The following is a 21,116-nucleotide window of genomic DNA, read 5'->3' on the forward strand; positions in this document are numbered from 1 at the left end:
CTCGTGGCGCGGCCGGCAGGACGGTCAGCGGGGTGTGGTGCCGGGATTGCGACGGGTGCGCTCGCGGCCGAGGATCCAGAGCGCCTCGACACCGTCCCGCCAGGTGATCTTCTTGCCTTCCTCGCGTCCCCGGGCCCGGTAGCTGATCGGCACCTCGTACGGTCGGATGCGGCGCCGCAGCAGCTTGCCGGTCACCTCGGCTTCCATGCCGAACCCTCGGGAACGCACGTCCAGCGAGCGGTAGAGCGCGACCGGCATCAGCTTGAAGCAGGTCTCCAGGTCGCCGATGTAGGAGTTGAACAGCACGTTCGCCGCCATGGTGACGCCCTTGTTGCCCATCACGTACCAGAAGCTGTAGGCGCTGTGGCTGCCGAAGGTGCGGTTGCCGTAGACCACCGTCGCCCGGCCGTCCAGCACCGGGGCCAGCAGCTTGGGGATGTCCTGTGGGTCGTACTCGAGGTCGGCGTCGAGGATGACCATGTACTCGCCGTCGGCGTTGGCCACCGCCGTGCGGATGGCCGCGCCCTTGCCCGCGTTGCGCTGGTGGGTGATGACCCGCAGCCGGGCGTCGTCGGCACGCCCGAGGATCTCCCCGGTGCCGTCGCGGCTGCCGTCGTCGACCACCAGCAGCTCGATCTCGCACGGATACTCCACCGCCAGCGCCTGCTTGAGGGCATCCGCGATGCGTTCTTCCTCGTTGTAGACCGGCATGAGGATCGACAGCTTCACGGGAATCTCCACGAGGGCGGGCAATGTGTCGGCCATAGCCTAGCCCGGCAGGTCAGCCAGGTGGCGACGACCACCGACGGCGATCCACGCTCGGGCGTCCAGGCTGATGGTGTTTACTTCCGGCCATGTCGGCCGCCGGCTTCCCGTTCGTCCTGGTTCCCGTCGCCGCGCTCGTTCTACTCGGCGTGGCCCTACGGCCACGGAAGGTGGGCGTCGTGGCATCCCGACGGCTCGCGGTGCTCCGGGCGACCCTTGTCGTCGGCACCTTCGCGGTGGCGACCGTCGAGGTACTCGGTGCGTTGCGGCTGCTCACCGCGCCCGCCTTCGCCCTGACGTGGCTGAGCTTCCTCGTCGTGACGGCGTTGGCGGCGGTGTGGCGACGGCGGGTCGACAACCGCAGCCGCGAGCGGGACGCGGCCGGGCTCCCGGGCACCGTGACCGTCGGTGGTGGCACGCCACCGTCGCTGGCGGGCGTTGCCCGATCCGGTGCGGCGGGGCCGTCGGCGGGTGCCGGCGAGGCGTCGGGGGCCACGGCGACGGTCGGTACGGTCACCGTGGGTCCGGACCGTCCGGCGCCGGCCGATCCGGACACCAGGCCGGGTGCCGCCACGACCGGCGGCTGGCGCAGCGCCGCCGGCGATCTCTGGCGTACGGCCAGCCGTGGCGAACGACTGCTCGCCGGTACGGTCGCCGGGCTGCTCCTGGTCGAACTGCTGATCGCCCTGCTGGCCGCGCCGAACAACTACGACTCGCAGACGTACCACCTGCCCAAGGTGGAACGGTGGGTGGCCCAGGGCGACCTGACGTTCTGGGCGACCGCGGTCCACCGGCAGGTCACCATTCCACCGGGCGCCGAGTACCTGCTGCTGCACCTGCGGCTGCTCACCGGCGGTGACGCGCTGCATCACCTGGTGCAGTGGGCCGCCGGCCTGGTCTGCCTGCTCGCGGCCGCCCGGGTGACCGCGCAGCTCGGTGGCGGTCGGCGGGCGCAGTTGCTCACCGTGTTCGTGCTGGCCACCACGCCGATGGTCACCCTGCAGGCGACCAGCACCCAGACCGACCTGGTCTGCGCCGCCTGGGTGCTCTGCGCCGGCACCCTCGCCCTGGACGGGCTGCGTCGACGGGCGCACCTGGGTGACCTGCTCGCGCTCGGCGCGGCCACCGGGCTGACCGCGGTCACCAAGACCAGCGGACTGCTCGCGGTCGGGCCGCTGCTGGTGCTCTGGGGAGTGGGCCAGCTACGCCTGGCGTACCTCGACGGGTCGACCACGCACCGCCGGGCCCCGGTCGCCGGGATCACCCGTACCGTCGGTGCCTCGGTGCTGATCCTGCTGGTCGCCGCCGCGGTGGTCGGCCCCTTCCTGGGCCGGGTGTACGTCGAGTTCGGCCACCCGTTGGGACCGGAGCGGCTGCGCGAGTCGGTGCCGATGGAACGCCACGACCCACCATCGGTCCTGGTGAACGCGCTCCGGATCGGACACACCGCGCTGGACACTCCGCTGGCGCCGCTGCGCGAGGTGTCCGCCGAGGCGATCATCGGGCTGGCCGGGCTGATCGGGGTCGACCCGCAGGACCGCGCGATCACGTTCGGCCGGGAGATCTTCCCGGTCGCGTCCTGGTATCCGGACGAGGACCGGGTGGCCTTCCCGCTGGCCGGTGCGCTGGCGCTGATCGGCGCGCTGGCGGCGCTGCGCGGCCCGACCCGGGTCAGTCCGGGCGCGGCGGGGGCGCTGCGCGGGTACGCCCTGGTGGTGGTCGTCGCCGTGGTGCTGCACACCGCGATGATCAAGTGGCAACCGTGGGGGAACCGGCTGATCCTCTACGCCCTGGCGGCATCGGTGCCGCTGGCCGGTCTCTGGCTCGACGCCCTCTTCCGCCGCTCGGGTCGGGTCGCGTCCGGCGTCCGGGGCGGTGATCCGGCGGGCACCGGCGGTCGGCGACCCCTCGCCGCCGGGCTCGCGGTGACGGTGCTGGCCACCTGCGCACTGGCCGGGGTGTTGGCGGTGTCGTACGGCTTTCCGCGCCGACTGGTCGGCGCGGGTTCGGTCTTCACCACCTCCGACTGGGAGAGCCGGTTCATCCGGCGTCCGCAGTGGGCGGCGGAGTACCGGTGGGCGGCCGACGCGGTCCGGGCCGCCGACGCGCGCCGGATCGGGTTGTCCCAGCGCAACGACGACTGGGAGTACCCCTGGTGGCTGCTGCTCCGCGACGCGGACGGCAACCCGCCCGACCTGCTGGCGCTCCAGTCGGTGCTTGACGATCGGCCACCGGCCGATCCGGCCTCGGTCGACGCGATCCTCTGTGTCGGCAGCCGGAAACTCTGCGCCGACCTGGTGCCCGCCGGTTGGCGGCTGGAGTTCCGCAGTTACGTCGGTTACGCCCTGCCGGAGCAGCGGTGACCGGTCAGCGCGGCACGTCGAGCGGTCCGGGCCGGTAAAGGACCATTGGCCCGGTTCGCCGCAGCACGCAAGTATTCCGAGACGTATTCACATACCTGCATCGCACGCGTTACCGTCCGGTAACCCGATCGACGTCCCGCGATCGGACCGAAAGGAGTGCGTCGATGTCTGGTACCCACGCCAGGCGTGAACGGACACCTCGACGGCGTCTTGCCGAGGTCGCCGTCCTCGCCACCGCTCTCGTCCTGCCGATGCTGGCCACGGCCTCACCCGCCGCCGCGGCCGACCGTCCCGCCGTCCAGCCGCTCCCCGCCCACCTCGAAACCATCCGCGCCGCCGAGGCCACCGCGCTCTACGGCGACCCCGGTATCCGGCCGATCGACCAGCGCCGCACCGCACTGATCACCATGGGTGACAGCCAGATCTCCGGGGAGGGGGTCGGCAACTACGTGCCCGGCACCCACCAGCCGGGCAACTGGTGCGACCGCTCGTACGACCAGGCGGTCTTCCGCACCGGTATCGCCGCCGACGAGCGCTACAACATCGCCTGCTCCGGCGCCACCCCGTGGAACCTGATCGCCGGTGGTCCGACCCAGCACAACGAGCTGAACCAGGGCGACCACCTGGCGATCAAGGCGCGCAACACGCACATCAAGCTGATCTGGGTGGTGGCCGGCGCCAACGGCGACGGCACGATCCAGTTCGGCCCGGTCGCCACCGACTGCGCGCTCCGCCGCGTCCTCTTCCAGGGGCCGTGCTGGCCCACCTACACCGACCAGTGGACGGTACGCACCGACGGCAGCCGCCGGGCCGTCGAGGAGGCGCTCACCGACATCCGCCGGACCATGACGAACGCCGGCTATCTCAGCTCCGACTACGAGCTGGTGTTCATGTCGTACTCCAGCCCGGGCAGTCCGGACGTCGAGGACAACCCGAACTTCCCCGGCTGGTACTCCGGCGGCTGCCTGCTGTACCTCGCCGACGCCGCGTTCGCCCGGAACAAGGCGGTGCCGCTGTTCGAGTCGGCGCTGCGGGCGGCGGCGGCCAACACCGGCACCCGCTACCTCGACGCCAGCCGCCTCTTCCACGGCCACGAGGTCTGCACCGACAACACCTCGGTACGCGGGCTCTACATCGAGGTGGGGATCTGGGACGAGAACGCGGCCCGCCAGTCGTTCCACCCGAACTACCGGGGACACGGCATGTTCGCCCAGTGCATCACCCAGTTCTACGCCTCCGGCCAGCAGCAGGGCACCTGCGTCGACCCGGCGAGCACCGGCGACGGTCAGCTCTATGCCGGCCTGATGGAGTTCCGGCAGCTGCGCAACGCCGCCACCGGCACCTGCGTGGACGGCAAGGGCTACAACTCGCGCAACGGCACGGCGCAGCAGTCGTACCGCTGCCATGGCGGACGTAACCAGGGCTTCTGGTACGACCCGACCCGGCAGTCGCTGCACTCCGAACTCTCCCACGACCGCTGCCTGGACGTCGCCGGTGGATCGCTGAGTTCGGGCACGGCGGTGAACGTCTACGACTGCCACGGCGGCACCAACCAGCGGTTCACCCTCTCCGGCAACCAGATCCGCGCCGCCGGTGCCACCAACCTCTGTCTGGCCTTCGACAACCCGCTGTTCGGTACGCCCCGACTGCGGCTGGCCACCTGCTCCAGCAGTTCCCGGCAGCAGTGGTCGTTCGAGTCGCGGTCGTTCGCCCAGCCCGTCGGGTACGGGCGGGACGACTTCATCGGCTCCCGGGTCTACTGAGGCCGGGAGCAGGCGGGCCCGCCGGCCCGGCACCGGGTGGTCTGGTTCGATCACCGCGCCGGGCCCGGCGGGCCCACTGTCACTTCTGCTCGAACGGTACGACTATCAGACGGGCCTGCGCCTGCTCGCCGGACACGGTGCCGGCCACGCCCAGCCTGGTGCCGACCTTGATGTCCGTGGCGGCGATCGACTTGCGCCGTTCGATCACCCGCAGGTCGTCGGTGAAGGTCCAGGTTCTGGTGAAGCCGTCGGTCGACTTGACCGTGATCTTGTCGTCGGTCAGGGCGGTCACCTCGCCGCGCTGCACCGAGACGGTCTTGGTGCCGCCGTCCTTGGTCTGCACCACGACGTCGCCGTGCAACGTGTTCTTGCGCAGCAGCACCCGGGCCGCCCGGCGCTTGCGCCACTCCTCGACCCGCTCCTTGCGCTTGTCGGCCGCGCTCGGGGTCGGCTCCACCGGCGCGGCCGTGCCCGGGTCGGCGTCCAGTTCCTCGGGGTCGAGACCGAGCGCGGCCAGTGCCTGGCCCTCCGCGCCCAGCGCGGCGACCACCTCGACGGCGCTGTCCTGCAGCGTGTCCCGCTCGGCCCGGCCCACCCCGCAGCCGGCGGCGGCCAACGCGACCGTCACCAGTAGCGCGCCGGTGGCGGTGAAGGATCCCCTGCGTGCCATTCCTCGTCCTCTCGTCGGTGCTGGTCTGCCGGATCTCGTCGCGCCGCGTCACGGTCGGCGCGGATCCGTCCCCAGCGTGGACCGACCGGGTGAGCCGACCGTCAGGCCGACGTTCGGGTCAGGTAAGGAATCCCGGCAGCCGGATGGTGAACGCGGCACCGCCCTCGGGAGCGTGCCCGGCGCTTGTCTCACCACCGAGCCGGCGGACCAGTCCGGCGGCGAGCGCCAGTCCGAGCCCGCTGCCGACCTCGCGTAGCCCTCGGTAGCGTTGGTGCAGCGCCCCGCGCTCGAAGGCCACTGTCAGGTCGTCGTCGGTCAACCCGGGTCCACCGTCGCGGACCTCGACCACTCCGCCGGCGCTCGGATCGGCACCGGCCGGCCGGACCGCCAGCACCACCGGCGCACCCGGCGGCACCACCCGCAGCGCGTTCTCCAGCAGCCCGTCGATCACCTGCCGGATCCGCCCCGGGTCGGTGTACACCGGCACCGGCTGCCCCGGCAGTTCGGTGCGGAACGTCACCCCGACCGAGGAGCAGCGGTCCGCCCAGGTCCGGCCGGCGTCGGCCGCCAGAGCGACCAGGTCCACCGGCACCGGTTCGAGGGGAAAGTCGACCGCCTCCAGGCGGGCCAGGGCGAGCAGGTCGGTGACCAGGCGGTCCAGGCGCTCCGCCTCGTCGAGCATGGTCCGACCGGTCTCGGCCGCCGCCGACGGTTCGACCACCCCGTCGGCCAACGCCTCGGCGTAGCCACGGATCGCGGTGAGCGGGGTACGCAGTTCGTGCGAGACGGAGAGCAGGAACTCCCGCTGTCGTCCCTCGCTGGTGGCCAGTGCGGCGGCCAGCCCGTTCAGCGCGTACGCCAGGTCGGCCACCTCGGCCGGCGACTCGACCGGCACCCGGACGGTGCGGTCGCCGGCTCGCAGCCGGGCCGCGACGAGGGCCGCCCGGCGGATCGGCCGGGCCAGCCGACGGGCGAGCAGCGAACCGGCCATGGCACCCGCGACCATCCCCGCCAGCAGCGGAAGCCAGAGGCCGCGCAGCACCTCACGCCACACCCCGGCGCCGAGTGGACGGGTCAGCACCACGCCGTCGCCGCGGGGCAGTGCCCGGCCTTCGACCAGGGCCCGTTTCCCGTCGACCAACCGCCGACCGGAGACATTCCGCCCGTTGGACACCCGGCTCACCACCTGGGGAGGCAGGCCGGCACGGTCCACCTCACCGCCGGAGATCAGGAAGATGGTGGTGCCCTGGTTTCCGAGTTGGCGGATCAACCGCTCGCCGGCCAGTTCCCGGACCCGGCCGGGGCGCGCCCGCAGCAGCTCGGCGGCGACCTGTGCCTGTGCGGCGAGCGCCTGCCGGTCCCGCCGTTCGGCGGCGCGGACCGCCACCGGCACCGCGACCATCGCGGTGACCAGCACCGACACCAGGGCCACCGCGCAGGTCACCAACACCGCGCGAGCGGTGAGCGTACGGCCGGGACGATCAGCCATCGGCGGCGTATCCGACTCCGCGATGGGTCCGGATCACGCTGGCCCCACCGAGCTTCGCCCGCACCTGCGCCACATGCACGTCGACGGTACGGGTGCCGGCGTGTGCCGCGTACCCCCACACGGCGGCCAGCAGTTCCTCCCGCGAGAAGACCCGACCGGGCCGACTCATCAGGTGGGCCAGCAGGTCGAACTCGGTGGAGGTCAGCTGCACCGGCACGCCGTCGGCGGTGACCGACCTGCGGTCGGGGTCGACGGTGACCGTGCCGAGCACGACGGGCTGCCCGGCACCACCCGGCGGACCGGCGGCGCGGCGCAGCACCGCCCGCAGCCGGGCGACGAGTTCCCGGGGGCTGAACGGCTTGGTGAGGTAGTCGTCGGCCCCCAGTTCCAGGCCGACGACGCGGTCCACCTCGTCGTCGCGGGCGGTGAGGAAGATGACCGGGGTCCAGTCGCCGGCCTCGCGTAGCCGGCGGCAGATCTCGGTGCCGGTCAGACCCGGCAGGGCGATGTCGAGCACGCAGGCCACCGGACGCAGCCGGCGAGCCGCCGAGAGACCGGCGCTGCCGTCCCGTTCGACGTGTACGCCGAAGCCGTCCCGGCTGAGGTAGAGCCGGACCAGGTCGGCGATGCTCGGTTCGTCCTCCACCACGAGGACGAGCCCGCGTTGCGGGTTCTCGGCGGTCACTGGGCCATGATTGCCGATCGACGGGATCCGGCAGCGTCAGGCCGTGTTCGGATTCGGTAAGAAGACCCGCTCAGCGTGCCACGACGGGCTGGAAGGTGACCGGCCGAGCGGTGGCGGGCTCGGCGACGGTGGTCACGACCCGTGGCTGTGCGCTGCGGACGCGGGTCCGGAACGCGTGATCGAGCAAGGCGTCCAGCTGCCACACCTGCTTCGGGCGCTGGGTGCGGATCAGGAACCGCTCGCGGATGCCGTCGATCGCGGTGGCGGCCAGTTCGACGCAGTGCAGCCGCGGGTCGGGACTCCAGGTGACGTGGCTCAGCTCGCGGAGCTCCGTGTTGAGGTGCAGGCGGAGCCGGTGCAGCACCCGCGTCTGCCGGGTGACCACCAGCCGTCGATGGGTGAGCAGCAGCAGATACTCCCCGTGGACCGGCCGGTCGGGCCGGCTGCACCGGGTGACCAGGACGGTGGCGTCGCCGGAACCCACGCAGCGACGGAACACCGGCATGTGCCGACTGGCGGTCTGCACCGCCAAGCCGGCCTCGGCGGCGGCCGGAAGGAACGTTCGGGAGAAGACGTCCATGACCTGCCCAACGACCCGGTCCCCGCGGTGACATGGCCGGTGGACATGCTTTCTGCAATTTCCACATCGCCCACGGCCCCACCCGGACCCGCCACGTTGATCAAGAAGTTCTGGTCGCCGATCGCGCTCAGCCCGACCAAAACTTCTTGATCAACCGGCGTAGTGGGGTGGGGTGGAGGTGGGTGGGTGGGTGGGTGGTTAGAGGAGTTCGAGGATGGTGGCGTTGGCCATGCCGCCGCCTTCGCACATGGTCTGCAGGCCGTAGCGGATGTTGTTGTCGCGCATGTGGGCGAGCATCGTGGTCATGATCCGGGCACCGGAGCCGCCGAGCGGATGCCCGAGGGCGATCGCGCCGCCGCGCGGGTTGAGCCGCTCCGGGTCCGCCTCGGTCTCCGCCAACCAGGCCAGCGGTACCGGGGCGAACGCCTCGTTCACCTCGTACACCCCGATCTCCTCGATGCCCAGCCCCGCGCGTCGTAGCGCCTTCGCGGTCGCCGGGATCGGCGCGGTGAGCATGGCGACCGGGTCGTCGGCCGCGACCACGGCGGTGTGTACGCGGGCCAGCGGGCGCAGCCCGTGCCGGCTGGCCCACTCGCTCGTGGTGACCGCGAGCGCGGCGGCACCGTCGGAGATCTGCGAGGCCGAGCCGGCGGTGACCACACCGTCGGGGCGGAACGGAGTGGGCAGCTCGCCCAGCTTCGCCAGCGAGGTGTCGCGCCGGATGCCCTCGTCCACCGCGAACTTGCCGCCGTCCGCCAGCGCCACCGGGGCCAGCTCGGCCTCGAACGCTCCCGCGTCCTGCGCGGCGGCGGCCTTCTCGTGGCTGGTCAGCGCGAACTCGTCGAGCTGGGACCGGGACAGGCGCCAGCGCTGCGCGATCAGCTCCGCTCCCACGCCCTGGTTGAAGGGCAGCGGGGAGTCCTCGGCGACTCCCTCGACCCCCCGGTAGCGGTTCAGGATCTGCTCGCTGAACGGCATCCCACCGGCGACGCTGGAGCCCATCGGCACCCGGGTCATCGACTCGACCCCGCCGGCGACGACCAGATCCGCCTGGCCGGAGAGCACGGTGGCCGCGGCGAAGTGCAGGGCCTGCTGGCTGGAACCGCACTGCCGGTCAACCGTGGTACCCGGCACCGACTCCGGCCAGCCGGCGGCCAGTACGGCGTTGCGGGCGACGTTCCACGACTGCTCCCCGACCTGCGACACACAGCCCCAGACCACGTCGTCCACCTGGGCCGGATCGATCCCGGTGCGTTCGGCCAGGGCGCGCAGCACGTGTGCGGACAGATCCACCGGGTGCACCGTGGCCAGGCTGCCCTTGCGCCGCCCGACCGGGGTGCGTACCGCACCGACGATAACCGCGTCACTCATGTCTACTCCCCGGTAACTTGGGCTGCCCCCGATCCTACGCCCCACCCGGGCAGCCTCCCCGACCCCGCCCTCGGGCGCGGCCCCGGCGCGGATGCCGCTTCCCGGCGGCGCTGGCATGCTGGTGCCGTGGCGGACGACACGATCGCACAGCAGTGGCGGGTGCCACCCGCCCTACCCGTCCTCAAGCTGGTTGCGGCGGTTGTCGTGCTCGCCCTGGGGCTGCTGCTCGCCGCGGGTGACCCGCTCCGGCCGGTGCTCGGCGGGTTGGCCGCGACGGTCCTCGTCGGCTGGGGCCTGCGGGATCTGCTCGCACCGGTACGGCTGGCGGTGGACGCGACCGGCGTCACCGTGCCGGCCGGAATGCTGAGCCGGCGGCACCTGCCCTGGCCGACGGTGGCGACCATCGAGGTGCACCGTCGGTCCGGGCGGGGACTCGCCGGACCGACCTTGGAGATCGACACGGGCGACTCGCTGCATTTGTTCAGCCGGCTCGATCTCGGCACCGATCCGGCCGAGGTCGCCGACGCGTTGCGAGCCGCCCGGGCGGCGAGTCCCGGCGGCACCGGTTGATCCGCTCCGGCGCACCCGGGCCGGCGGTGCGGACCAGTCCCGCCGGCACGGCGCCGGCAGCGGTCAGCCCAGTAGCGCGGCGGTGCGGACCAGGGCCAGCCCGAGCAGCACCACGAGGATGATCGCGCCACCGCCGACCTGCACGAGCGTCCGGCGCGAGCGCGGCGCGTAGGCCAGTACCAGGGCCATCAGCGCGCCGAACACCAGGCCGCCCAGGTGACCGGCGATCGAGATCTGCGGCACGGTGAAGGTGAAGATCAGGTTGATCACCAGGATGGGGACGATGGCCGAGGTGTCCCGCCCGAGTCGCCGCATGATCACGAATATCGCCGCGAACAGGCCGAAGATGGCGGTCGACGCTCCCGCAGACATCTGGTTGGGCGCGCTGAACACGTAGACCGCGACGTTGCCGCCGAAGCCGGCGATGAAGTAGAGGGCGGCGAAGCGCAGCGGCCCGAGCACCGCCTCCAGCGAACGACCGAGCACCCAGAGCGCCCACATGTTCAGCAGCAGGTGCACCACGCCGTAGTGCAGGAACATCGCGGTGACCAGGCGGTACCACTGGCCCTCGGCGACGCCGCCGACGGTGCCGTCGAGAAACATCGCCCGACCCAGCACCGCGCCCCACTCGGTCAACGGGGTGCCGCCGCCCATCAACCCGCCGAAGCCGTTGCCGCCGGCCGCCGCGTCGCCGCCCCGGTCCGAGGCGATCGACACCAGCATCACCAGCAGGTTGAGGGCGATCAGGGTCTTGGTCACGTAACCCTGCCGACCGACGACCCCGCCACCGAAGGCGGTGCGCGCCGGCCGCACGCTACGGCGTCCCTCCGACACGCACTCCGGGCACTGGAAGCCGACCGACGCCTCGTTCATGCAGTCGGGGCAGATCGACCGGTCGCAGCGGGTGCAGCGGACGTACGTCTCCCGGCCCGGGTGGCGATAGCAGGCCGGCGTGGTCGGCGGGGACTCGCTCATCGCTGGCCCCAGACACCCGAGCGCTCAGTCATGCGAGCAAAGGTACCCCGAGCCACCGCTCAGGCGGGTAGGCGTGTGCCCCGTCCAGCTCGCCCGCGCCCGGCCCGCCGCGCCCAGCCTCGGCCGGCGGGCCGGGTCCAGCGCGGGTCAGGCCGAGCGCTCGATCTCGATGCGCTCGATGACGACGTCCTGGAGCGGCCGGTCGCTGGGGCCGGTCGGGGTGTTGGCGATCGCCTCGACGATCTTCGCGGACTGCTCGTCGGCCACCTGTCCGAAGATGGTGTGCCGGTTGTTCAGGTGCGGCGTCGGCGAGACGGTGATGAAGAACTGCGAACCGTTGGTGCCAGGCCCGGCGTTCGCCATCGCCAGCAGATACGGCCGGTCGAACCGCAGCTCCGGGTGGAACTCGTCGGCGAAGGTGTAGCCCGGCCCGCCACGCCCGGTGCCGGTCGGGTCGCCCATCTGAATCATGAACCCGCTGATCACGCGGTGCGAGATGGTGCCGTCGTAGTACGGACCGTTGCCCGGCTGCCCGGTCCGCGGGTCGGTGTACTCACGCGTGCCCTCGGCCAGCTCGACGAAGTTGCGAACGGTCTTCGGCGCGTGGTTGGCGAAGAGTTCCAGCCGGATCGGGCCGGCGTTGGTGTGCACGGTGGCGTAGACAGCCTCGGCCACGGGTACTCCTTACTCGTTGGTCAGTTCCATGCGGATCCTCCCATGTGCCCGATCTGGACATGCGGAGGCATCCGAAGGTGGAGGATGAGACAGAGCAACTCCCAGGAGGTGGGACCGTGTTTGGAAACTGGCGGCGCAAGAGCCAGGCGCAGTTGGCCCGGACCGAACTGAACCGCGGCATCGGTCACCTGCGGCAGGCCGCTACGCATGCCGCGAGAGGCGCCGGCGACACGGTCGGCCCTCGGTTCCAGGCAGCTCGCGGTGCGGTGGCACCGACCGCCGTCGTCGTCCGGGACCGGGCGTCGAGCGGCCTCGCGTCGACGGCCGCGGCTCTCGCGCCGCTCGCGCTGGCCGTGCGTCACGCGCAGTCCGACGCGGCCGATCGGGCCGTCAAGGGAAAGAAGGCAGCCCTCGCCAAGCAGGCCTCGGTCACCAGGAAGGCGAAGAAGATGAAGGCGAAGAAGAAGTCCCGCCGGAGCGGGACCATGATCGGCTTGTTGGCCGCCGGCACGGTGGCCGGTCTCGCCGGTGCGATGGCCCTGCGTCGGCACCGTGAGCAGCAGGAGTGGGCCGAGTACGACGCGGGTGCCGCGCTTGAGCCGATGCACGAGGAGGTGGAGACCATCGAGGTGCGTACGGCCGGTCCGGCCGGTGCCGGCAAGGTCTCGACCGGCGCGGGCAGCTCGGCGGTGGCCGCCAGCGACAGCGCCACCACCGCTACCGCCCCGTCCGGCGTCGCCACCTCCGGAAAGGTCCCCTCGACCGCCGAGGGTGCCCGCACCACCACCGGCCGCCCCGCCGACGACCTCAGCAAGGCCACCAACCACAAGTCCAACACCCGCGCCTGACCCCTCCCGCCCCCGACGGGGTTGATCATGAAGTTGTTGCCGCGACACTCCGGTGAGCGCGGCAACAACTTCATGGTCGACGCGACCGCGCGGCGCGCGGTCGGGTGGGGCGAGGGTCAGAGCCAGTCGTTGCGGCGGAACCAGCGGTAGAGGGCCAACGAGATGCTGAGCATCAGGGCCAGCACCACGGGGTAGCCGTAGGTCATCCTCAGCTCCGGCATGAAGTCGAAGTTCATGCCGTAGATGCCGGCGATCGCGGTCCACACGGCGGCGATGGCCGCCCAAGCCGCGATCTTGCGCATGTCGTTGTTCTGATCGACCGTGACCTGGGCCAGCCGCGCCTGGAGGATCGAGTTGAGCAGATCGTCGTACGAGTTGACCTGCTCGACGGTGCGGCTGAGGTGGTCCTGCACGTCCCGGAAGTAGCGGCGCACCTCCTTGGGCACGTCCCGGTTCATCTGGGAGGTCAGCGTCACCAGCGGCCGTTGCAACGGCATCACCGCCCGCTTGAACTCGACGAGTTCCCGCTTCATCTGGTAGATCCGCTGGATCCGGCCGCTGGTCTGGCGGTCGAACACCTCCGTCTCCAGCACGTCCATGTCGTCCTCGAGCTGGTCGGCGACCTCCAGGTAGAGGTCGACGACCCGGTCCGTGATCGCGTACGCGACGGCCCAGGGGCCGTTGAGCAGCAGCTCCCGGCGAGCCTCCAACTCCTCGCGGACGGGCGCCAGCCGGCAGGCGTCACCGTGCCGGACGCTGATCACGAACTGCGGGCCGATGAAGAGCATCACCTGCCCGGTCTCCACCACCTCGGAGTTCTCCGTCAGCTCGGTGTGCTCGCAGTACCGGGCGGTGCGCAGCACCAGGAAGCTGACTTCGCCGAAACGTTCGAGCTTCGGACGCTGTTGGGCCTTGACCGCGTCCTCCACGGCCAGCTCGTGCAGCCCGTAGGTAGTGGCGATCTCGGTCATCTCGGCCAGCTCCGGCTCGTGCAGGCCGAGCCAGACGAAACCCGCTTCGGCACCACGCGCCGCGGCCAGCGCGTCGGCGTAGTCCCAGTCGCCGGCCTGCCGCTGACCGTCGAGGTAGAGCGCGCAGTCGACCACGGCGCTGCGTGGCCGCTCGGTCGACGGCTGGCCGGACTGCGGTCCGTCCGGGCTGAGCCGACGAGTCACGGCCCGGACCGGCGACCAGCTCCGCGGCCGCAGGGCCCGGCCGCCGTTGGTGCTCGCGGTCCGGTTGCCGGCGGTGGCCGGGGCGGTCGTCCCCGTGCGCCGCGTCCGCTCCGTCATCACGCCCTCCCCCCCGCCGGCTGCGGTTTGCAGGTTACGCCGCCGTAGCGATCATGGCCGGACGGCCGGGGGGTGGCGCCGGACGGACCGGACCGCATCGGGGGGTGAGGGGGCGATCCGGCCCGCCCGGCGCCGTGGGGGCGGGGGTTGTGCCTACGCGTGGTGAGTAACGCTCGCAGCATTGTGGGCCCCGAGCCCCGTCAGTGGGAGACCCGAGCCGGCCGGTATCGCTGTTCTGTCAGAAAGCCGACAGAAATTCAGCCACGCACCGACGTCATCGCGTCGGCCAGCCGCCGAACGCCCTCGTCGATCCGGTCCGCGGTGACCGCCGAATAGGCCAGCCGGAGGGCGTGCCGCCCACCGTCCAGGACGAAGTCGCTGCCCTTGACCACCGCGACGCCACGCTCGGCCGCCGCCGGGGCCAGCCGGTCGACCTCGACGTCCTCCGGCAACTCGACCCAGAGGAAGTAGCCACCGTCGGGCTCCACGAACCGGGCCTGCGGAATGTGCCGGCGCAGCGACTCGGCGAGCACGGTGGCGCGCTCGCCGAGGGCCGCCCGCACCGTCTCGATCGACCGGCCGATGTCCCCCGACACGCAGAACTGGTGCACGATCGCCTGGGACACCATGCCGGGCGAGATGTAGAGGCTCGTCGCCTTCTTCGCGATGTCGCCGATCAGGTCGGCCGGACCCACCAGGTAGCCCACCCGAACGCCCGGGCAGACGGTCTTGGTGAAGCTGGAGGCGTGCACGACCACGTTGCGGGTGTCCATCGACAGCATCGACGGCAGCGCCTCACCCCGGAACCGGATGTCGGCGTACGGGTCGTCCTCGAAGATCGTGAAACCGAACTCGGCGGCCAGGTCCAGTAGTTCGCGACGCTTCTCCAGGGACAGCGTCACACCCGCCGGATTCTGGTAGTTCGGAATGACGTGGGCCAGCCGGGGGCGCACCCCGGACTCCAGCAGCTTGCGTAGCTCGGCGGTGTCCATCCCGTCCGGCTGGATGGTGACGGCGTGCAGTTCGCTGCCCATGTTCCGCAGGTTGAGCAGGGTGCGGTCGTAGGTGGGCCGCTCCACCACCACCGCGTCGCCGGGGCGGACCAGGTGGTCGAAGAGAAAGGCGTCGGCCTGCAACGAGCCGTTGGTGACCAGCACCTGTTCCGCCTCGACACCGTGCTTCTCGGCGATCCACCTGCGGAGCGGGACGTAACCGACGGAGGTGCCGTACGCGGTCACCCCGGCTGGGTCGGCGTCGAAGGCGCGGACGGCGGCGGCCTTGAGCCCCTCGACATCGACGATGTCCAGTGAGGGGGCGCCACGGGCGAAGGAGATCAGCTGCTCGGCGGTCATGGCTGTTCAGCGTACGGGCGGAGGTGGGACGTACGCGGAAGGCACGGCGATGTCCGCATCCTGAGCCACCGGGTCGGGTGAACGGGCGCGTCCGGTGGCTGACCCGCCCGCGCCGACTGTGCGGCAGCTCAGGCCGGAACGCCCACCGGTTCCGAGGGCCGCCGGGACGTCCCCGCCACCTGCAGACCCAGCAGAGTCATCAGCTGGCCCCAGTCGAAGTAGGACCGCCAGGCGGCGATCCGCCCCCGGCGCACCCGGACCACGTCCACCACCTCCCAGGCGACGTCCCGTCCGGTGGGCGCGACGGTCCCGAACGGCGTGTGCAGCACGCCGGTATGGGTGCCGGTCAGCAACTGCTCGACCGCCGCTCCACCGGCCGTGCGTACCGCACCGAGCGGCTCGACCCGCAGGTCGGGAAAGGCACCCGTCCAGGTACGCAGCAGGGCCGGCAATTCGGGCGGACGCACCGTGACGCCCGGCATTGCGTAGTGGGCGTCCGTCGCGTACAGCTCCGGCAGGCGAGCCACGTCCCGCCGCAGGAGCATCTCGTACTGCTGCTGGATCAACCGGTCCGCGCCACGCATCACGCCTCCCCACGCGGGACACGCTCCGCCCGCGCCCGCAGCTAGGGCATTACCCGCCAATCAGCCTGCCCAACCCGCGACGGATCGACCGATGGCCCACCGTGGTCAGCCGGTGCCGACCATCCGGCTGGCCGCCCACACGCGCATGATGTCGCGTACCGAGATCACCCCGGCGACCTCGCGACCGTCGAGGACGACGAGGTGCCGGAAGCCACCCCGGGCCATCGCCGCCGCCGCTTCCTCGATCGTCCACTCCGGCCCCGCGTAGACGACGTCCCAGGTCAGGTGGGCCCCGGTCCGCTCGATATCGCAGTCGAGCCCGGCTCCGATCGCGTTGAGCACGTCGCGCTCCGTCATGATCCCGATGCCCTCGGAATCCGGGTCGATCACCACCGCCGACCCGATACCGCGCTCCGACATCATCCGCGCCGCCTGCCGGAGCGTGTGCTCCGGACCGACCACGAGGATCTCACTGGACATGGCTTCCCGAACCTGCATGACACATCACCCCTTTGGGACGGCTGCACCCGGTTACCCGCAATGGTGAGCCCCGCAGGTTTCCAGGACAAGACCGGACATCGTCGTGGCGGTACGGTCGCGACTACTGTGCTTGACGTGCCCACCGAGCCGCTGCGCTGCGCGGGAGCGCTGATCGTCGCCCCCGACGGACGCCTGTTCTTCCAACGCCGCTCGCCACACCGGCGGCTCTTCCCCAACTGCTGGGACATCGTCGGCGGGCACCTCGAACCGGGCGAGTCCGTGCAGGACGCGCTGCACCGGGAGGTCACCGAGGAGACCGGCTGGCGGGTCACCGAGGTGATCGCCGAGATCGGCGAGTACCGCTACGTCGGGGACGACGGCCTGGCCCGGATCGAGAGTGACTGGCTGGTCCGGGTCGACGGCGATCTGGCCGCACCCGTGCTGGAGGCCGGCAAGCACACCGAGTACCGCTGGCTCGGCCCCGGCGACCTCGACCTGCTCGACGAGCACCGTGACGTCAACGACGGGCTGATCCGGCACATCGCCGAGCGGGCCTTCGCCGTCCTGCGGTCCACCGGTTCGTGAGCGACGCGGCCGGGCCGCGGTCACCGGGTGACGAGCCGACCCGGCGGTTCTGCCGGGGCTGACCGAGGTCGCCGCCGGACGGGGACGAGCGGTGGCCGGTTGACCGGCGACAGCGCCGCCCCGGGCGGCGCTATCCTCCTTCGGTGAACGCTGCGAGAACAGAAACTGATGCGGGCATGGTCGGAATGGTGCTGGCAGCTGGCGCGGGTCGCCGGCTGCGCCCGTACACCGACACCCTGCCCAAGGCGTTGGTGCCGGTGGACGGCGAGATCACCATCCTCGACATCGCGCTGCGCAACCTGGCCGAGGTGGGGCTCACCGAGGTCGTGGTGGTGGTCGGCTACGCCGCCGACGCCGTCCGCGAACGCCAGGCAGAGCTGGAGCGTCGGTACGGCGTCACGATCACCCTGGTGCCCAACGACAAGGCCGAGGAGTGGAACAACGCGTACTCCCTCTGGCTGGCGCGGGCCTGGTTCTCCCGGGGCGTTCTGCTGGTCAACGGCGACACCGTGCACCCGGTGAGCATCGAGAAGACCCTGCTGGCCGAGCGGGGGCCGGGCGTGCTGCTCGCGGTCGACACCCTCAAGCCGCTGGCCGAGGAGGAGATGAAGACCACCTTCGACGCCGCCGGCCAGCTCACCCGGATCACCAAGCTGATGGACCCGGGCGAGGCGTACGGCGAGTACATCGGGGCCACGCTCATCGAGCCGCAGGTGGCCGAGCCGCTCGCCGACGCCCTGGAGGCGACCTGGCGACGCGACCCGAACCTGTACTACGAGGACGGGTACCAGGAGTTCGCCGACCGTGGCGGCGAGGTCCGGGCCGCACCGATCGGTGACGTGGCCTGGGTCGAGGTCGACAACCACGCCGACCTGGCCCGGGCGCGGGAGATCGCGTGCCGCTACTAGCCCGTACCGTCGCGACGCCGCTGTCGATCGAGGTCCGCCGGGGTGCGGTGGCCGACCTCGGCTCGCTGCTGGCCGATCGTCGGATCTCCAGCGGCGGCGACGTCGCGGTGGTGGTCGGCCCGGGTCAGGGCGAGAAGATCGTGGAGCTGTGCCGGCCCTCGCTCGGGTCGGCCGACGTGTTCACCGTCGCCGGCGGCAGCGTCGACTCCGCCAACGAGCTCGGGGACCAGCTGCGCCGCCGCAACTACGACGCCGTGGTCGGGATCGGCGGCGGGAAGACCATCGACACCGCCAAGTACGCCGCCACCCGCTACGGCATCCCGATGGTCACCGTGGCGACCAGCCTCGCCAACGACGGGATCGCCTCTCCGGTGGCGTCGCTGACGCACGAGGGCGGCAAGGGCTCGTACGGGGTGCACATCCCGATCGCCGTCCTGGTCGACCTCGACTTCGTGGAGAACGGACCGGACCGGCAGACCCAGGCTGGCATCGGCGACGCGGTGAGCAACCTCAGCGCCTGCGCCGACTGGGAGCTGGCCCACGAGGTTCGCGGCGAGCCGATCGACGGGCTGGCCGTGACGCTGGCTCGCACCGGTGCGGAGGCACTGGTCAACCATCCCGGGAAGATCACCGACGACGGGTTCCTGACCACGCTGGCCGAGGCGCTGATCCTGGGCGGCATCTCGATGTCGATCTGCGGGTCCAGCCGGCCGGCCAGCGGCGGCGACCACGAGATCTCGCACGCCATCGACCACCTCTTCCCGAGCACCGCCTCGCACGGGGAGCAGGCCGGCCTCGGTGCGCTCTTCTGCACCTTCCTCCGGGGCGACCTGGAACGGTTCGGCCAGCTCGCCCGCTGCCTGCACCGGCACGGGCTGTCCACCCGACCCGGCGACCTCGGGCTGACCGACGAGCAGTTCGTCGAGGCGGTGGCCTTCGCCCCGCGTACCCGTCCCGACCGCTACACGATCCTCGAACACCTGACGCTGTCCGCCGACGACCTTCGTACCCGGCTGGGAGACTACGTTGACGCCCTTCGTGAGCACCTTGGCTGAGCCGTCCCACCCCACGGTCACCGACTTCCACCGGGTGAACCGGGGCGGTGGCCTGTTCAGCGAGTCGGTCAGCCAGTGGATCGGCGCGGTCTTCGCGCTCGTCGCCCAGCGTCTCGGGCTCCGGCCGACCGCGTTGACCATCACCAACCTGCTGCTCGGGCTGGCCACCTCGGTCACCGTGGTCGCCCTCGCCGGGCCGGTCGCCGCCGGGGAGGTGCCGGCTCCGCTGGTCGGGCTGGTCGCACTCGTCGGCTGGCAGATCGCGTACGCCCTGGACTGCGCCGACGGTCAGCTGGCCCGGGTGACCGGGCAGGGCAGCGCGGCGGGCGCCCGGGTCGACGTGCTCTGTGACGTGGCCGCCCAGATCGCCCTGGTCGCCGCCCTGTCCGCCACCGCCGTGGCGCAGCGGCCGACGACGCCGACCTGGCTGGTGGCGGCGTTCGCCGGCACCTGGATGGTCAACCTGGTCACCTCGGTGATGCAGTCCGGCCCGAACGCGGCCAGCATGGTCACCTCCACCAGCCTGCCGGTACGCCTGGTCAAGCTGGTCCGCGACTACGGCGCCGTCATCTTCGTGGCCGCCCTGGTCCTGGCCGTCGCCCCAGCCCTCACCCTATGGGCGATGATCGCCTTCACCGCGGTCAACGGCGCCTTCCTCCTGGCCAGCATCGCCTTCTCCGCCCACACCTCCCTCCGCTAACCCTGCCCCACCCCGTTGATCATGAGGTTAGCGGCACCTTGAAGATCAATTAGTGCCGCCAACCTCATGATCAACCAGGCTGTTGGTGGGGTTGATCAGGGGTGGGTTAGGGAGGCGTAGACGTCGATGAGGCGTTTGGTGACCACGTCGGGGTGGAAGGTGCGCTCGTAGCGGTTCCGGGCGGAACTGGACAGGGCGGCGGCTCCGGCGGCGGCTATCGGCAGCGCAGCGGCCAGCGCGGCCGGGTCCGGCGACACGACCCAGCCGGCCTCGCCGGCCCGGATCCCGACCGGGAGGCCGGTCTGCGGCTGGGTAACCGCCCCGCCGGCCTGCGCAACGGGGGCTGTGGGCCCGCCGGGGCTGGGCGGGGCGGGTGCCGAGGCGGTCACCGCCGGACCGGTGCCGGCGGGTTCGCGGGGAGTGTCCGCGCCGAGCAGGTACGGGATGCCGCCGAGCGCGGTGCCGAGCACCGGCCGCCCACTGGCCAGCGCCTCGATGATCACTGTGGGCAGCACGTCGTGCCAGGTGGAGGTGGCCAGCACCACGGCGCTCGCGGTCAGCGCGTCGCGGACGCCGGCCCGATCGAGCGGGCCGAGGAACGTGACGTCCGCGCGTTCGGCCGCCGCCTCGACCAGCGGGCGCAGTTCGCCGTCCCCGGCCACCCGCAGCGGGCCCAGCGCCCCGTCCGGGTGCCGGCGCCACGCCTCCAGCAGCAGGCCGAGCCCCTTCTCCGGAGAGAGCCGGCCGAGGAACAGGAAACCCCGACCGAGCGGAGCGGGCGTACCCGGGTCCGGAATCCCGTTCGGTTTCACCACGATCCGCGAATCGGGGATGCCGTAGTCGCGCAGGTGATCCGCGACGGCGCTGGTCAGGGCGATGAACCGGTCCACCGACTTCCAGGTGCCCCGGTGCACGGCCAGCGTGGTGGCCATCAGCGCGCTCTGCGCCCGCGATCCCCGGTAGCAGCGGTGCACCACCGCCGGCACGCCCAGGGCCCGACCCCGGCAGTCCTGGCAGATCATGCCGTCCCGGAAGTACAGCCCCGAGGAGCAGACCTGTCGGTAGTTGTGCACCGTCTGCACCACCGGCACCCCGTGCCGGTGCGCGGTCCGCACCACCCAGGGCGACAGCAGCGGGTACGGGTTGTGCAGGTGCAGCACGTCCGGCCGGTGCTCGGTGAGCAGCTGGGCCAGCTCCTGCTGGGCGCGGGGAGCGTAGATCGGGGAGATCGGCAGCAGCGCCTTCGCCGTCCTCGGCATCGTCGGGATCTCGTCCGAACTGCGCAGGAACGGCAGCACCTCCACCCCGGCGGCGGTGAGCTGGGCGATCTCGGCGTCGACGATGGTGTTCTCACCGGACGGCTGAGCTTCTCGGTACCGGTTGTGCGCCACCACGATTCTCACGGG

Annotated in this window: 20 protein-coding genes and 1 pseudogene; 8 read left to right on the forward strand and 13 right to left on the reverse strand. The window is 71.7% G+C overall.

Going from position 1 to position 21,116, the window contains the following annotated elements; all coding sequences use genetic code 11:
* Positions 1-24: 24 nt before the first annotated feature.
* Positions 25-729, reverse strand: a complete 705-nt coding sequence (locus O7597_RS11065) for a glycosyltransferase family 2 protein (RefSeq protein WP_269740646.1) — start codon at positions 727-729, stop codon at positions 25-27.
* Positions 730-944: 215 nt separating this feature from the next.
* Between O7597_RS11065 and O7597_RS11070 the strand changes: the two genes are divergently transcribed.
* Both O7597_RS11070 and O7597_RS11075 read left to right on the forward strand, forming a co-directional pair.
* The gene (locus O7597_RS11070) at positions 945-3,128 is read left to right on the forward strand and encodes a hypothetical protein (protein WP_281582677.1); all 2,184 of its coding nucleotides are present in this window, start codon (positions 945-947) and stop codon (positions 3,126-3,128) included.
* Positions 3,129-3,292: 164 nt separating this feature from the next.
* Positions 3,293-4,891, forward strand: coding sequence for a ricin-type beta-trefoil lectin domain protein (locus O7597_RS11075; RefSeq protein WP_281582678.1), 1,599 nt, complete (start codon positions 3,293-3,295; stop codon positions 4,889-4,891).
* A gap of 79 nt (positions 4,892-4,970) precedes the next feature.
* Here O7597_RS11075 and O7597_RS11080 read toward each other — a convergent pair whose 3' ends face one another.
* The 5 genes and pseudogenes from O7597_RS11080 to O7597_RS11100 all read right to left on the reverse strand — a co-directional run bounded on the left by O7597_RS11080 (position 4,971) and on the right by O7597_RS11100 (position 9,686).
* Positions 4,971-5,561: a hypothetical protein gene (locus O7597_RS11080; RefSeq protein ID WP_269740643.1), complete on the reverse strand. Its 591-nt coding sequence runs from the start codon at positions 5,559-5,561 to the stop codon at positions 4,971-4,973.
* A gap of 101 nt (positions 5,562-5,662) precedes the next feature.
* Positions 5,663-7,050 (reverse strand): annotated as a pseudogene (locus tag O7597_RS11085) (HAMP domain-containing sensor histidine kinase).
* Positions 7,043-7,735 (reverse strand): response regulator transcription factor, encoded by a 693-nt coding sequence (locus tag O7597_RS11090; RefSeq protein WP_269740642.1) that lies wholly within the window; start codon positions 7,733-7,735, stop codon positions 7,043-7,045. Before O7597_RS11090 ends, O7597_RS11085 begins: the two are co-directional and overlap by 8 nt.
* 70 nt (positions 7,736-7,805) lie before the next feature.
* Positions 7,806-8,315, reverse strand: a complete 510-nt coding sequence (locus tag O7597_RS11095; protein ID WP_269740641.1) for a hypothetical protein — start codon at positions 8,313-8,315, stop codon at positions 7,806-7,808.
* A 198-nt stretch (positions 8,316-8,513) separates the two neighbouring features.
* Positions 8,514-9,686, reverse strand: a complete 1,173-nt coding sequence (locus O7597_RS11100) for an acetyl-CoA C-acyltransferase (protein ID WP_269740640.1) — start codon at positions 9,684-9,686, stop codon at positions 8,514-8,516.
* A 126-nt stretch (positions 9,687-9,812) separates the two neighbouring features.
* On the opposite strand from O7597_RS11100, the gene O7597_RS11105 reads away from it, so the two are divergent.
* Positions 9,813-10,256 (forward strand): PH domain-containing protein, encoded by a 444-nt coding sequence (locus O7597_RS11105; protein ID WP_281582679.1) that lies wholly within the window; start codon positions 9,813-9,815, stop codon positions 10,254-10,256.
* 63 nt (positions 10,257-10,319) lie between these two features.
* Here O7597_RS11105 and O7597_RS11110 read toward each other — a convergent pair whose 3' ends face one another.
* Both O7597_RS11110 and O7597_RS11115 read right to left on the reverse strand, forming a co-directional pair.
* On the reverse strand, positions 10,320-11,231 hold the full coding sequence (locus tag O7597_RS11110) for a rhomboid family intramembrane serine protease (protein WP_269740638.1): 912 nt from the start codon (positions 11,229-11,231) through the stop codon (positions 10,320-10,322).
* A gap of 147 nt (positions 11,232-11,378) precedes the next feature.
* Positions 11,379-11,906: a peptidylprolyl isomerase gene (locus tag O7597_RS11115; protein WP_164448853.1), complete on the reverse strand. Its 528-nt coding sequence runs from the start codon at positions 11,904-11,906 to the stop codon at positions 11,379-11,381.
* Positions 11,907-11,965: 59 nt separating this feature from the next.
* Between O7597_RS11115 and O7597_RS11120 the strand changes: the two genes are divergently transcribed.
* Positions 11,966-12,754 carry a hypothetical protein gene (locus O7597_RS11120; protein WP_281582680.1) on the forward strand — a complete coding sequence of 263 codons (789 nt, stop codon included), beginning with the start codon at positions 11,966-11,968 and terminating at the stop codon, positions 12,752-12,754.
* Positions 12,755-12,870: 116 nt separating this feature from the next.
* Here the strand turns inward: O7597_RS11120 and corA are convergent, their stop codons facing one another.
* From corA to O7597_RS11140, 4 genes are all read right to left on the reverse strand, one after another.
* Positions 12,871-13,929, reverse strand: coding sequence for a magnesium/cobalt transporter CorA (corA, locus tag O7597_RS11125; protein WP_281583234.1), 1,059 nt, complete (start codon positions 13,927-13,929; stop codon positions 12,871-12,873).
* A 374-nt stretch (positions 13,930-14,303) separates the two neighbouring features.
* On the reverse strand, positions 14,304-15,398 hold the full coding sequence (locus O7597_RS11130) for a PLP-dependent aminotransferase family protein (protein WP_281582681.1): 1,095 nt from the start codon (positions 15,396-15,398) through the stop codon (positions 14,304-14,306).
* A 128-nt stretch (positions 15,399-15,526) separates the two neighbouring features.
* Positions 15,527-15,982, reverse strand: coding sequence for an ester cyclase (locus tag O7597_RS11135; RefSeq protein WP_269740635.1), 456 nt, complete (start codon positions 15,980-15,982; stop codon positions 15,527-15,529).
* Between the two features lie 105 nt (positions 15,983-16,087).
* Positions 16,088-16,480 (reverse strand): CBS domain-containing protein, encoded by a 393-nt coding sequence (locus O7597_RS11140; RefSeq protein WP_269740634.1) that lies wholly within the window; start codon positions 16,478-16,480, stop codon positions 16,088-16,090.
* 117 nt (positions 16,481-16,597) lie between these two features.
* Here O7597_RS11140 and O7597_RS11145 point away from each other — a divergent pair, with 117 nt between their 5' ends.
* From O7597_RS11145 to O7597_RS11160, 4 genes are all read left to right on the forward strand, one after another.
* Positions 16,598-17,047: an NUDIX domain-containing protein gene (locus O7597_RS11145; RefSeq protein ID WP_281582682.1), complete on the forward strand. Its 450-nt coding sequence runs from the start codon at positions 16,598-16,600 to the stop codon at positions 17,045-17,047.
* A 176-nt stretch (positions 17,048-17,223) separates the two neighbouring features.
* Positions 17,224-17,955, forward strand: a complete 732-nt coding sequence (locus O7597_RS11150) for a phosphocholine cytidylyltransferase family protein (RefSeq protein ID WP_269740632.1) — start codon at positions 17,224-17,226, stop codon at positions 17,953-17,955.
* Positions 17,943-19,010, forward strand: a complete 1,068-nt coding sequence (locus O7597_RS11155) for an iron-containing alcohol dehydrogenase family protein (protein ID WP_269740631.1) — start codon at positions 17,943-17,945, stop codon at positions 19,008-19,010. The genes O7597_RS11150 and O7597_RS11155 overlap by 13 nt, the downstream gene beginning before the upstream one ends.
* Positions 18,994-19,710 carry a CDP-alcohol phosphatidyltransferase family protein gene (locus O7597_RS11160; protein ID WP_269740630.1) on the forward strand — a complete coding sequence of 239 codons (717 nt, stop codon included), beginning with the start codon at positions 18,994-18,996 and terminating at the stop codon, positions 19,708-19,710. The genes O7597_RS11155 and O7597_RS11160 overlap by 17 nt, the downstream gene beginning before the upstream one ends.
* Before the next feature lie 95 nt (positions 19,711-19,805).
* Here the strand turns inward: O7597_RS11160 and O7597_RS11165 are convergent, their stop codons facing one another.
* Entirely contained in the window at positions 19,806-21,113 is a 1,308-nt protein-coding gene (locus O7597_RS11165) for a glycosyltransferase family 4 protein (protein ID WP_281582683.1), read from the reverse strand.
* Between the last annotated feature and the right edge of the window lie 3 nt (positions 21,114-21,116).

Origin of the sequence: Verrucosispora sp. WMMC514, assembly GCF_027497295.1 — a bacterium.
Lineage (GTDB): Bacteria > Actinomycetota > Actinomycetes > Mycobacteriales > Micromonosporaceae > Micromonospora > Micromonospora palythoicola.

Coding starts and splice junctions, on each gene's coding strand:
- O7597_RS11100 (WP_269740640.1), bottom strand. CDS start 9,686: ATGAGTGACGCGGTTATCGTCGGTGCGGTACGCACCCCGGTCGGGCGG.
- O7597_RS11095 (WP_269740641.1), bottom strand. CDS start 8,315: ATGGACGTCTTCTCCCGAACGTTCCTTCCGGCCGCCGCCGAGGCCGGC.
- O7597_RS11110 (WP_269740638.1), bottom strand. CDS start 11,231: ATGAGCGAGTCCCCGCCGACCACGCCGGCCTGCTATCGCCACCCGGGC.
- O7597_RS11140 (WP_269740634.1), bottom strand. CDS start 16,480: ATGCAGGTTCGGGAAGCCATGTCCAGTGAGATCCTCGTGGTCGGTCCG.
- O7597_RS11120 (WP_281582680.1), top strand. CDS start 11,966: ATGCGGAGGCATCCGAAGGTGGAGGATGAGACAGAGCAACTCCCAGGA.
- O7597_RS11080 (WP_269740643.1), bottom strand. CDS start 5,561: ATGGCACGCAGGGGATCCTTCACCGCCACCGGCGCGCTACTGGTGACG.
- O7597_RS11150 (WP_269740632.1), top strand. CDS start 17,224: ATGGTCGGAATGGTGCTGGCAGCTGGCGCGGGTCGCCGGCTGCGCCCG.
- O7597_RS11135 (WP_269740635.1), bottom strand. CDS start 15,982: ATGCGTGGCGCGGACCGGTTGATCCAGCAGCAGTACGAGATGCTCCTG.
- O7597_RS11130 (WP_281582681.1), bottom strand. CDS start 15,398: ATGACCGCCGAGCAGCTGATCTCCTTCGCCCGTGGCGCCCCCTCACTG.
- O7597_RS11075 (WP_281582678.1), top strand. CDS start 3,293: ATGTCTGGTACCCACGCCAGGCGTGAACGGACACCTCGACGGCGTCTT.